This window comes from Micromonospora sp. NPDC023966, from assembly GCF_040639095.1.
Taxonomy (GTDB): domain Bacteria; phylum Actinomycetota; class Actinomycetes; order Mycobacteriales; family Micromonosporaceae; genus Micromonospora.
Window position 1 is genome coordinate 57,579 of the sequence record NZ_JBEZZJ010000035.1, and the last position, 11,153, is coordinate 68,731.

Consider the following 11,153-nt stretch of genomic DNA (forward strand, 5'->3'; position numbering starts at 1 on the left):
CCCCGGCCGTGCTCGTGGCGGGGGTCGACGCCGCCGGCCGGCCCGCGCACCCCGCGCTCGCCGAGGCGCTGGCCGGCGCCGGGCTCGTCGTCGGCGCGGCCCGGCACATGGCCGCCGTCCCGGTGCCGCCGAACTGCGCCACCGTCGTCCTCGGCCCGATCGCCCCCGCCCTGGACCGGCTCGCCGCCGCCATGGCCGCCGGCACGCCCGCGGTGGTGCTGGCCAGCGGCGACCCCGGGTTCTTCGGCATCGTCCGCCGGCTCCGGGCGGCCGGCCTGCCGGTGCGGGTGCTGCCCGCCGTCTCCAGCGTCGCCGCCGCGTTCGCCCGCGCCGGGCTGCCCTGGGACGGCGCGGCGGTGGTCACCGCACACGGCCGGGACCCGCGCCCCGCGCTCAACGCCTGCCGGGCGCTGCCCGCCGTCGCCGTGCTCACCGCCCCCGGCGCCGGCGCGACCGAGCTGGGCGCCGGCCTGGCCGGCTGGAACCGCCGCCTGGTCGTGGCCGAGCACCTCGGCACCCCGGCGGAACGGGTCACCTGGACCACCCCGGCCGAGGCCGCCGCGACGACGTGGGCCGACCCGCACGTCGTGCTCAGCCTCGCCCCGGAGGCCGTGCCCGATCCGACGGCTCGGATCCCGGCCGAGGCCGGGGACGCGGCGGGTGCCGCCGGGACGTGTGCCGACGACCAGCCGGCGGCCACCCGGCCGCCGACGGCCGGGGTCGCCGGGATGCGGGCGGACGACCAGCCGGCCGCCGCGCCCGCCGGGGGCTGGGCGCTGCCCGAGTCCGCGTACGCCCACCGGGACTCGATGATCACCAAGGCGGAGGTCCGGGCGCTCGCGGTGGCCCGGTTGCGGCCCCGGCTGGGCCGGCTGGTCTGGGACGTAGGCGCCGGCAGCGGCTCGGTCGGCATCGAGTGCGCGCTGCTCGGCGCCGCGGTGCTCGCCGTGGAACGGGACCCGGACGCGCCGATCCGGGCCAACGCCGCCCGGCACGGGGTAGACGTCCGGGTGGTGACCGGGGTGGCCCCGGCGGCCCTGGCCGGACTGCCCGACCCGGATGCGGTCTTCGTCGGCGGGGGCGGCGTGGACGTGCTCGCCGCGGTGGCCGACCGCCGCCCGCCCCGGGTGGTGGTCACCCTGGCCGCGCTCGACCGGGTCGCCCCGGCCGTGCACCTGCTGCGCGCCGCCGGCTACGCGGTCGAGGGCAGCCAGCTCGCCGCCGCCCGCCTCGCCGACCTGCCAGGAGGCTCGCTGCGCCTGTCCGCCACCAACCCGGTCGTCCTGCTCACCGGGGAGCTGCCATGACCGTCCACCGGAGGAACCCGTGACCACACCGTCGGACCTGTCAACAGGGAACCCCTGCTCTACCGGAGGCGTCAATAAGGGGCCCTTCCTTGTCGGACTCGTGGCGGGGACCGCCGCGGGGCGGCGGCACGCGCGTACCCTCGCCGCGGCGTGGCCGCATGCCCGGCTGGTGGAGGCGGAGAGCGTCGCCGAGGCGCTGCGGGCGGCCTGGCGGGAGTGTCACGCGGTGGTCGCCTTCCTGGCCACCGGCGCGGTGGTCCGGATCCTCGCCCCGTTGCTCGCCGACAAGCGCACCGACCCGGCCGTGGTGGTGGTCGACGAGGCGGCCCGGCACGCGGTGGCCCTGCTCGGCGGGCACACCGGCGGCGCCAATGCCCTCGCCGCCGAGGTTGGCGCGCTGCTCGACGCCCGGCCGGTGGTCACCACCGCCACCGACGCGGTCGGCCTGCCCGGGCTGGACACCCTCGGCTGGCCGGTGGAGGGCGCGGTGGCCGCGGTGTCCCGGGCGCTCCTCGACGGCGAGCCGGTCCGGCTGGTCGCCGACGCCACCTGGCCGCTGCCCGCCCTGCCGGAGCACGTCCACGTCGAGGTGGCGCCCCCGCCGGCCGGCCCCCGCACCCCGGGCGCCGCCGCGTCGCCGGCCGGCGACGGCGCGGACGGCTGGCGGATCCTGGTCACCGACCGGGTCGTCCCGCTCGACGGGCGGACCGTGGTGCTCCGGCCGCCGTCGCTGGTCGCCGGGGTCGGCTCCAGCCGGGGCGTGCCCGCCGCCGAGGTGGCCGACCTGCTGCGCCGGGCGCTCGCCGACGCCGGCCTCAGCCCGGCCAGCCTGCGCTGCCTGGCCAGCGTGGATCTCAAGGCCGACGAGGCGGGCATCCGGGCGGCCGCCGAGGCGTACGGCGTACCCCTGCAGACCTGGCCGGCGGTGGAGCTGGCGGCGGTCGACGTGCCGCACCCCAGCGAGGTGGTCCGCGCGGCGGTCGGCACGCCGAGCGTCGCGGAGGCCGCGGCCCTGCGCCACGGCGGCACCCTGCTGGTGCCGAAGACCGCCTCGGCGATGGCCACCGTCGCGGTGGCCCGGCGGGCCCCGCGCGGCCGGCTCGCCCTGGTCGGCCTCGGCCCCGGCGCGGCCGACCTGCGCACCCCGCGCGCGGTGGCCGAACTGCGCCGGGCGGCCGTGGTGGTCGGCCTGGACCAGTACCTCGACCAGGTCCGCGACCTGCTCCGCCCCGGCACCCGGGTGCTGGCCAGCGGGCTCGGCGCGGAGGAGGAGCGGGCCCGCGCCGCAGTCGCCGAGGCCACCGCCGGCCACGCCGTCGCCCTGGTCGGCTCCGGCGACGCCGGGGTGTACGCGATGGCCAGCCCCGCCCTGGAGTACGCCGACGACCGGATCGACGTGGTCGGCGTGCCCGGGGTGACCGCCGGCCTCGCCGCGTCCGCGCTGCTCGGCGCGCCGCTCGGGCACGACCACGTCTACCTGAGCCTGTCCGACCTGCACACCCCGTGGGAGGTGATCGTGAGCCGGATCGCCGCCGCGGCGGAGGGCGACCTGGTGGCGCTGCTCTACAACCCGCGCAGCCGCACCCGGGACTGGCAGCTCGGCGCCGCCCTGGCGACCTTCGCCGCGCACCGCCCGCCGCACACGCCGGTCGGCGTGGTGCGCAACGCCAGCCGGCCCGGGCAGCGGGTGCACCTGGCCACCCTCGCCACCCTCGACCCGGCGCTGGTCGACATGTACAGCGTGGTGGTGGTCGGCAGCTCGCAGACCCGGGTGGTCGCCGGCCGGATGGTCACGCCCCGGGGGTACCGGTGGCGGTCGTGACCATCGGCCCCTGCCAGGGCTGCGGCGCCTGCCTGCTCACCTGCCCGGTGCACGCCATCCGTCCCACCCCCGCCGGCCTGGGGGTCACCGACCGCTGCACCGGCTGCCTCGAATGCCTGGAGATCTGTCCCGTGGACGCGATCCGCGTCGACCCCGAACCCGGAGGAGAGCGATGACCTCGACCCCGACCGCCGCCCCGACCCTCGGCCGCTGGAGCCGCGCCGAGCGGGCCCGCCTCGGCGGCATCGTCTGCGCGGTCGCCGCGCTGCACGTCGCCGGCGTGACCCTCTACCTGTACTGGAACCACCAGCCGGTGGCGGCCGGCGGGCTGGCCGGCGCCGGCACCCTGGCCTACCTGCTGGGGGTGCGGCACGCCTTCGACGCCGACCACATCGCCGCCATCGACGACACCACCCGGCTCATGCTGCTGCGCGGCCGGCGGCCGGTCGGCGTCGGCTTCTTCTTCGCCCTCGGGCACAGCGCCGTGGTGCTGCTGCTCGCCCTGGTGATCGGGCTCGCCTCCACCCGGATGACCGGCGCCCGGATGGCCGGCGTCCGCGAGGTCGGCGCCACCGTCGCGGCGGTCACCGCCACCGGCTTCCTGCTGCTGGTGGCGGTCCTCAACGCGGTGGTGGTGGCCGGGCTGGCCCGGCTCTGGCGGCGGCTGCGCGCCGGCGCGCTGGACGAGACCGAGCTGGACCACATGCTGCTCAATCGGGGGCTGATGCACCGGATCCTCGGGGCCCGGGCCCGCACCCTGATCCGCTCCTCCTGGCACATGGCCCCGGTCGGCTTCCTCTTCGGGCTGGGCCTGGAGACGGCGAGTGAGGTGACCCTGCTGGCGCTCTCGGCGAGCACCGCCGCCGCCGGCGGGCTGCCGGTGCTGGCCCTGCTCACCCTGCCGCTGCTCTTCGCCGCCGGGATGTCCGCCATGGACACCGCGGACAGTCTGCTGATGAGCCGCGCCTACTCGTGGGCGTACCGGCAGCCGGCCCGGCGGCTCTGGTACAACCTGGCCACCACCACGATGACCGTGTTGGTCGGCGGCCTGGTCGCCAGCGTCTACCTGGCCGGGCTGCTCGCCGACCAGCTCGGCGTCACCGCCCTGGCCGGGTACGCCTCGATCGCCGACCACTTCGAGCAGCTCGGCTACGCCGTGGTGGTCCTCTTCGCGCTCGCCTGGGGCGGCGCCGTGCTGGTCTGGCGGTTGCGCGGCTACGACCGCCGTTACGGGCGGGCGGAATCATGACGCGGACCGTGCATCCCATCGAGGCGGAGTCCTACCGGATCCTGCGCGGCCGGGTCGACCTGTCCCACCTGCCGCCGCTGACCCGGGCGGTCACCGAGCGGGTGGTGCACGCCAGCGCCGACCTCGACTACGTCACCGACCTGGTCTGCGAAGAGGACGGCCTGGCCGCCGGGCTGGCCGCGCTGCGGGCCGGCGCGCCGATCGTCACCGACGTGTGGATGGTCGCCGCCGGCATCACGGCGGTCGGGCGGGAGATCGTCTGCCCGGTCGCTGAGCCGGCCGCCGCCGACCTGGGCCGCGCCGCCGGTCTCACCCGCTCGGCCGCGGCGGTGCGGATCGCGGCCGACCGGGTCGGCCCGGGGGCGGTCTGGGTGGTCGGCTGCGCCCCCACCGCGCTGGTCGAGCTGATCGGCCTCGACGCCGCCCCGGCGTTGGTGGTCGGCCTGCCGGTCGGCTTCGTCGGTGCGGCCGAGTCCAAGGCGGCGCTGCGGGCCAGCGGCCTGCCCGCCGTGTCCAACGTGGGGGAGAAGGGCGGCTCCGCGGTGGCCGCCGCCGCCCTCAACGCCCTGCTGTACCTGGAGGACAAGTGAAGGACCTCACCCCGCTGCTGATCGTCGGGCACGGCACCCGCAGCGCGGCCGGCGTCGCCCAGTTCGCCGCGCTGGTCGAGCGGATCCGCCGCCGGGGCGCCCTCGCCGACGTCGACGGCGGCTTCATCGAGCTGTCCCGCCCGCCGCTGACCGACGCCGTCGGCGCGCTGGTCGATCGGGGCCACCGCCACCTGGTCGCGCTGCCGCTGGTGCTGGCCGCCGCCGGGCACGGCAAGGGGGACATCCCCGCCGCCCTCGCCCGGGAGAAGCAGCGCCACCCCGGCCTGCGGTACGCGTACGGCCGGCCGCTCGGGCCGCACCCCCTGCTCCAGGAGGTGCTGGCGCGGCGGATCGACGCGGCGCTCGACGGCGCCGACCGGGCCGGCACCTGGGTCGCGCTGATCGGGCGCGGCTCCACCGACCCGGACGCCAACGCCGAGGTGACCAAGGTGGCCCGGCTGCTCTGGGAGGGGCGCGGCTACGCCGGCGTGGAGCCCGGCTTCGTCTCGCTCGCCGAGCCGTCCGTGCCGGCCGTGCTGGAGCGCCTGCGCCGGCTCGGCGCCCGGCGGATCGTGGTCGCCCCGTACTTCCTCTTCGCCGGGGTGCTGCCGGACCGGATCGTGGCGCAGAGCCGGGAGTTCGCCGCCGACCATCCCGGCCTGGACGTGCGGGTGGCCGAGGTGATCGGGGACTGCGACGCCCTCGCCGACCTGATCCTGGAACGGCACGCCGAGGCGCTGCGCGGGGACATCCGGATGAACTGCGACACCTGCGCGTACCGGGTGGCGCTGCCCGGCTTCGCCGACAAGGTGGGGCGGCCGCAGACCCCCCACCACCACCCCGACGACCCGGCCGACGGCCACGGCCACCACCACCATCACCACGACGCCGACCACCACGAGCCGGCGCTGCGGCCCGGGCAGGTGGCCGTGGTGGGCGGTGGGCCCGGCCCGGACGACCTGATCACGGTACGCGGCCGGGCACTGCTCGACGCCGCGGACGTGGTGGTCGCCGACCGGCTCGCCCCGGCCGGGCTGCTGCGCCGGCTCCGCCCCGGCGTGCTGGTGGTGGACGCGGCCAAGGTGCCCCGGGGTCCGTCGATGGCCCAGGACACCATCAACGACACGCTGATCGCGCACGCCCGCGCCGGCCGGCGGGTGGTCCGGCTCAAGGGCGGCGACCCGTACGTCTTCGGCCGCGGCCACGAGGAGGTCCTGGCCTGCGCCGCGGCCGGGGTGGAGACGGTGCTGGTGCCCGGAGTGAGCAGCGCGGTGGCCGCCCCCGCCCTGGCCGGCGTGCCGGTGACCCACCGCGGCGTGGCGCACGAGGTGACCGTGGTCTCCGGGCACCTGCCGCCGGGGCACCCGGACTCCCTGGTGGACTGGGCCGCGCTGGCCCGGGCCCGGGGCACGCTGGTGCTGCTCATGGCGGTCGACACCGTCGGGCGGATCGCCGCCGACCTGCTCGCCCACGGGCGCGCGCCCGAGACGCCGGTCCTGGTGGTCCGGGACGCCGGCCAGCCGGAGCAGTGGACGGCCCGGTGCCGGCTGGACGAGGTCGGCGCGCTCGCCGAGCGGGACGAGGTCCGGCCACCGGCGGTCTTCGTGGTCGGGCCGGTGGTGGCGCTGGCGCCCGCGGCCGAGCCGGTCGCGGCGGCGACGCCCGCCCGGGCCTGACCCGGACCGCACGCCGAGCCGCCGCTCGCACCGGATGGCCGGCGGTTCGCCGGCCGACCAGGGTGGAAGGGCCGGTCGCGGTCAGCCGGTGAGCGCGCCGGCCAGCGTGTAGCCGACGGTGGCCGCGGTGAGGCCGGTGGCGACGCTGCCGAGCGCGTTGGCCAGGGCGTGGCCGCGACGGCCCGCGCGCTGCAGCCGCAGCGTCTCGTAACTGAGCGTGGACCAGGTGGTCAGCGCGCCGCAGAAGCCGGTGCCGACCAGGGCGGTCACCGCGGGGGAGGCGGGCACCGCGGCCACCGCGCCGAGCAGCAGCGACCCGGAGACGTTGACGGTCAGGGTGCCCCAGGGAAAGGGGGAACCGTGGCGGGCCTGCACGGCCCGGTCGGTCAGGTAGCGCAGGGGCGCGCCCAGCGCCGCCCCGAGCGCGATCAGCAGGACGGTCACCGGGTCGCCCCGCCCCCGGCCCGGGCCAGCAGCCGGCCGGCCACCGCGTCCCCGGCCCAGACCGCCAGCAGCGCGCCGGCCACGGTCGCCGCCAGGTACGCCAGCGCGGTGCCCGGCGCCCCGGCGGCGATCGCCCGCTGGGCGTCGACCGCGTAGGTGGAGAAGGTGGTGAAGCCGCCGAGCACGCCGACGCCGAGGAACGGCCGGACCAGGGGGCCGGGCGGGCGGGCGCTGATCACCGCCATCAGGGCGCCGATCAGCAGGCAGCCGCCGACGTTGATGCCGAAGGTGGCCCACGGGAAGCCGGTGGGCGAGTGCGGGAACGCGGCCTGGAGCCCGGCCCGGGCCAGCGCGCCGAGCACCCCGCCGGCGGCGATGACGCCGAGCATCGCCGCCGGGTGGGCGGCCAGCTCCCGCCGGTCGGCGGGGACGCGCAGGTCGACGTCGGGGTCGACGCGGAACTCGGACGGTCCGGTCACGGTGCCTCCCACCAGCACGGGCATCACTGGCAGGGACCGTTGGCGAGCGTGTCGCGGTTCTCCCGGCGGTTGCGGGACGGCGGGCCCCACCGCCGGTTCCGCCCCCGAGCATAGCGCCGCCCGTCGGCCCCCCGGTCCGGCGGCCGCCGCCGCGGGTTGCGTCGATTTCCTGGTCGGCGCCTCCGCCGCCGGTTGCGTCGGTTTCGACCGCGCCGGCCCGGGGCATTTCCCCGAGTCGATCGACCTGCGACGGAAGGGGGTTCGTGATGGCCGGAGGCAGCAGCACAGCCGGCACACGTTCGGCGCGGTCCCGCGCCGCCGGCAACGGAGGCAGCGGCCGCAGCCGGCCGGAGGGCCCACCGTTCCGCAAGCCGGCGTGGCCGAAGGCGTACTCCTTCGCCCTCGTCACCGGGGCGCTCTTCCTCTTCTCCTGGCTCGGCCAGTTCCTCTTCCAGATGGCCGTGGAGAGCAACGAGGCCGCCCAGCACGGGCAGAGCTTCGCCTGGAGCGAGTTCCTGCCGCAGTTCTTCGCCAGCACCTTCGAGAACTGGCAGTCCGAGTTCCTCCAGCTGATCTGGCAGGCCGCCGGCCTGGCCCTTTTCTACTACTGGGGCTCGTCGCAGTCGCGGGAGTCCGACGACCGGATGGAGGCCAAGCTGGACGCGCTGCTGCGCGAGCGAGGGCTCGACCCGGACAACCCCTGACGGTCCGCCGCATCGGCGACCTGACCTGGCAGGACGGGCCGTACGGGCGTACGGTGATCGGCATCGCCCGGCGCGACGCGGCGTCCGGGTCCGTCGCGCAGGAGGCCACCGTGCAGGACCGCACCCCTCGTCCGGATGAGCTGGAACCCGTCGAGCGGGCCGGCGTCGACGAGCTGCGGGCGCTGCAACTCGACCGGCTGCGCCGGTCGCTGCGGCACGCGTACGACAACGTGCCGCACTACCGCCGGGCCTTCGCGGCGGCCGACGTGCACCCCGACGACCTGCGCGAGCTGACCGACCTGGCCCGCTTCCCGTTCACCGGCAAGGCCGACCTGCGGGAGAACTACCCGTTCGGCATGTTCGCCGTGCCCCGGGAGCGGGTCGCCCGGCTGCACGCCTCCTCGGGCACCACGGGCCGCCCGACCGTGGTCGGCTACACCCGCGCCGACCTGGACACCTGGGCGAAGCTGATGGCCCGCTCGATCCGGGCCGCCGGCGGCCGCCCCGGCGACCGGGTGCACGTGGCGTACGGCTACGGGCTCTTCACCGGCGGGCTCGGCGCGCACTACGGCGCCGAGGAGCTGGGCTGCACGGTCATCCCGGTCTCCGGCGGCATGACCGAGCGGCAGGTCATGCTGATCCGCGACTTCGCGCCGGACGTCATCATGGTCACCCCCAGCTACATGCTGGCCATCGTCGACGAGATGGAGCGCCAGGGCGTCGACCCGAAGTCCACCTCGCTCCAGGTCGGCATCTTCGGCGCCGAGCCGTGGACCGAGGACATGCGCCGGGAGATGGAGCAGCGCCTCGACATGCACGCCGTGGACATCTACGGCCTCTCCGAGGTGATGGGGCCCGGGGTGGCGGTCGAGTGCGTGGAGACGAAGGACGGCCTGCACGTCTGGGAGGACCACTTCTACCCGGAGATCATCGACCCGGTCACCGGCGAGGTGCTGCCCGACGGCGAGCGCGGTGAGCTGGTGCTCACCTCGCTCACTAAGGAGGCCATGCCGGTGGTCCGCTACCGCACCCGCGACCTCACCCGGTTGCTGCCCGGCACCGCCCGCGCCATGCGCCGGATCGAGAAGATCACCGGCCGGACCGACGACATGATGATCGTGCGCGGGGTCAACGTCTTCCCGACCCAGATCGAGGAGCTGATCCTGCGCACACCCGCGCTGTCGCCGCACTTCCAGTGCGTGCTGGACCGGCAGGGCCGGCTGGACACCCTCACCGTCAAGGTGGAGCGGCGGGCCGGGGTGGCCGTCGACGAGGCCGAGCGGGCCGGGGCGGCCCTGGTCGAGCAGGTCAAGAACACCATCGGGGTGAGCGTGGCGGTGCAGCTCATCGAGCCGGACGGGGTGGAGCGCTCGATGGGCAAGATGCGCCGGATCGTCGACCAGCGGCGGGGACGCTGACGTGGCGGGCGACGACGGCCGCACCGCGGCCCACGACATGTTCGACGCCGACGTGGCGTCCAAGGGGCTCGGCATCGAGTTGGTCTCGGCCGGCGACGGCGCGGCGGTGGCCCGGATGCGGGTCACCGCGGCGATGCTCAACGGCCACGCCATCGGCCACGGCGGCTTCGTGTTCCTGCTCGCCGACACCGCGTTCGCGCTGGCCTGCAACAGCCACGGCCCGGCCACCGTGGCCGCCGGCGGCGAGATCAGCTTCCTCCGCCCGGTCCGCGAGGGCGACCTGCTGGAGGCGCGGGCCAGCGAGCGGGTCCGCTACGGCCGCAGCGGCATCTACGACGTGACGGTGTCGCGGGACGGCGAGGTGGTCGCCGAGTTCCGCGGCCGCAGCCGCACCATCGCCCGCGACTGACCGGCGCGCCGAGCGGTCCACCCGTCGGGCGCGGGCCAGGATGGGCCATGGCACACATCCTGCTCCTGCACTCGGTCTACGGGCTGCGGCCCGCCGTGCTGGCCGCCGCCGACCGGCTGCGCGCCGCCGGCCACCGGGTCGCCACCCCCGACCTGTACGAGGTGCCGGCCGCGGAGTCCGTCGAGGCTGGTTTCGCGCTGTTCGACAAGATCGGCCAGGAGGCGGTCCTCGACCGGGCCCGGGCGGCGGCGGCCGAACTGCCCGCCGAGACCGTGCTGGCCGGCTTCTCGATGGGCGCCGGCGTGGCCGGAGCGCTGCTCGCCGAGCGGCCGCGGGCGGCGGCGCTGCTCCTGCTGCACGGCACCGGCGGCGCGCCGGAATCGGTGCGCCCCGGGCTGCCGGTGCAGCTGCACCTCGCCGATCCCGACGAGTACGAGACGGCGGACGAGGTGGACGAGTGGCAGCGGGCGATGACCGCGGCCGGCGCCGAGCTGACCGTGCACCGCTATCCGGGCGCCGGGCACCTGTTCACCGATCCCGACACGCCCGACCACGACGCCCGGGCCGCCGCGCTCACCTGGGACCGCGTCCTGGCGTTTCTCGCCGAACACTGACTCACGGCCGGCCGGGCCGCCTCGCCGGCGGGGCCGCCCTCGTGGCGAGCTGCGCCGCGGCTCGACGGTCCGCGACGACGTCCGGGCCGGAGTGGCCCCGTGCCCGCTCCGGCCCGGACGTCGCGGTTCAGGCGGCGAGCACGGGCACGCCGGTTCCGCCGGCTCGCGATGGTCGGGCCGGAGCGGGCGCGGAGACCGGCCGTCTCTCGACGGCGGGACGCGGACGCGGCGGCCCGACGGTCGGCGGTCGGCCGCCCAGCGGTCCGACCTGCCCGTCCGGCTCCCGCGACGTCCCGCCGGGTAACGCGTCCACGAGCCCCGGGAACAGCCCGAGCCGCCCCCGCACCGGCCGACCCGACCGGTTCCCGCCGGCCGGGGCCGCCGCGCCGCCCCGCTCGCCGGACCGCCCGGCGGAGGCGCCCCCCGACACCCCCGCCGGCC

General features: G+C 77.2%; 10 protein-coding genes and 3 pseudogenes. 10 read left to right on the forward strand and 3 right to left on the reverse strand.

The window, feature by feature from the left end:
* Nucleotides 1–2 precede the first annotated feature (2 nt).
* The 6 genes and pseudogenes from cbiE to cobA form a co-directional block, all read left to right on the forward strand.
* A pseudogene (gene cbiE / locus AB0F68_RS29405) lies at nt 3–1,307 on the forward strand (precorrin-6y C5,15-methyltransferase (decarboxylating) subunit CbiE); the annotation flags it as partial.
* Nucleotides 1,308–1,344: 37 nt separating this feature from the next.
* The gene (gene cobJ / locus AB0F68_RS29410; protein ID WP_357344103.1) at nt 1,345–3,129 is read left to right on the forward strand and encodes a precorrin-3B C(17)-methyltransferase; all 1,785 of its coding nucleotides are present in this window, start codon (nt 1,345–1,347) and stop codon (nt 3,127–3,129) included.
* Nucleotides 3,117–3,275, forward strand: a pseudogene (locus tag AB0F68_RS29415) (4Fe-4S binding protein); the annotation flags it as partial. The gene cobJ and the pseudogene AB0F68_RS29415, both read left to right, overlap by 13 nt.
* Nucleotides 3,276–3,301: 26 nt before the next feature.
* Nucleotides 3,302–4,378, forward strand: coding sequence for a HoxN/HupN/NixA family nickel/cobalt transporter (locus AB0F68_RS29420; protein ID WP_357344089.1), 1,077 nt, complete (start codon nt 3,302–3,304; stop codon nt 4,376–4,378).
* The gene (locus tag AB0F68_RS29425) at nt 4,375–4,968 is read left to right on the forward strand and encodes a precorrin-8X methylmutase (RefSeq protein ID WP_357344090.1); all 594 of its coding nucleotides are present in this window, start codon (nt 4,375–4,377) and stop codon (nt 4,966–4,968) included. The genes AB0F68_RS29420 and AB0F68_RS29425 overlap by 4 nt, the downstream gene beginning before the upstream one ends.
* On the forward strand, nt 4,965–6,644 hold the full coding sequence (cobA, locus tag AB0F68_RS29430; RefSeq protein ID WP_357344093.1) for a uroporphyrinogen-III C-methyltransferase: 1,680 nt from the start codon (nt 4,965–4,967) through the stop codon (nt 6,642–6,644). Before AB0F68_RS29425 ends, cobA begins: the two co-directional genes overlap by 4 nt.
* 81 nt (nt 6,645–6,725) lie before the next feature.
* On the opposite strand, the gene crcB is transcribed toward cobA, so the two are convergent.
* Together crcB and AB0F68_RS29440 are read right to left on the reverse strand one after the other, a co-directional pair.
* Entirely contained in the window at nt 6,726–7,088 is a 363-nt protein-coding gene (crcB, locus tag AB0F68_RS29435) for a fluoride efflux transporter CrcB (protein ID WP_357344095.1), read from the reverse strand.
* The gene (locus AB0F68_RS29440) at nt 7,085–7,579 is read right to left on the reverse strand and encodes a CrcB family protein (RefSeq protein WP_357344105.1); all 495 of its coding nucleotides are present in this window, start codon (nt 7,577–7,579) and stop codon (nt 7,085–7,087) included. Before AB0F68_RS29440 ends, crcB begins: the two co-directional genes overlap by 4 nt.
* Nucleotides 7,580–7,833: 254 nt before the next feature.
* On the opposite strand from AB0F68_RS29440, the gene AB0F68_RS29445 reads away from it, so the two are divergent.
* The 4 genes from AB0F68_RS29445 (at nt 7,834) to AB0F68_RS29460 (ending at nt 10,712) form a co-directional block, all read left to right on the forward strand.
* On the forward strand, nt 7,834–8,271 hold the full coding sequence (locus tag AB0F68_RS29445) for a DUF6766 family protein (RefSeq protein WP_357344097.1): 438 nt from the start codon (nt 7,834–7,836) through the stop codon (nt 8,269–8,271).
* Nucleotides 8,272–8,381: 110 nt separating this feature from the next.
* On the forward strand, nt 8,382–9,689 hold the full coding sequence (paaK, locus tag AB0F68_RS29450) for a phenylacetate--CoA ligase PaaK (RefSeq protein WP_357344107.1): 1,308 nt from the start codon (nt 8,382–8,384) through the stop codon (nt 9,687–9,689).
* 37 nt (nt 9,690–9,726) lie between these two features.
* The gene (gene paaI / locus AB0F68_RS29455; RefSeq protein ID WP_357344109.1) at nt 9,727–10,098 is read left to right on the forward strand and encodes a hydroxyphenylacetyl-CoA thioesterase PaaI; all 372 of its coding nucleotides are present in this window, start codon (nt 9,727–9,729) and stop codon (nt 10,096–10,098) included.
* Between the two features lie 47 nt (nt 10,099–10,145).
* The gene (locus AB0F68_RS29460) at nt 10,146–10,712 is read left to right on the forward strand and encodes a dienelactone hydrolase family protein (RefSeq protein ID WP_357344099.1); all 567 of its coding nucleotides are present in this window, start codon (nt 10,146–10,148) and stop codon (nt 10,710–10,712) included.
* A 127-nt stretch (nt 10,713–10,839) separates the two neighbouring features.
* On the opposite strand, the pseudogene AB0F68_RS29465 reads toward AB0F68_RS29460, so the two are convergent.
* A pseudogene (locus AB0F68_RS29465) lies at nt 10,840–11,153 on the reverse strand (hypothetical protein); the annotation flags it as partial.

Coding starts and splice junctions, on each gene's coding strand:
- paaI (WP_357344109.1), top strand. CDS start 9,727: ATGTTCGACGCCGACGTGGCGTCCAAGGGGCTCGGCATCGAGTTGGTC.
- AB0F68_RS29425 (WP_357344090.1), top strand. CDS start 4,375: ATGACGCGGACCGTGCATCCCATCGAGGCGGAGTCCTACCGGATCCTG.
- AB0F68_RS29460 (WP_357344099.1), top strand. CDS start 10,146: ATGGCACACATCCTGCTCCTGCACTCGGTCTACGGGCTGCGGCCCGCC.
- AB0F68_RS29445 (WP_357344097.1), top strand. CDS start 7,834: ATGGCCGGAGGCAGCAGCACAGCCGGCACACGTTCGGCGCGGTCCCGC.
- AB0F68_RS29420 (WP_357344089.1), top strand. CDS start 3,302: ATGACCTCGACCCCGACCGCCGCCCCGACCCTCGGCCGCTGGAGCCGC.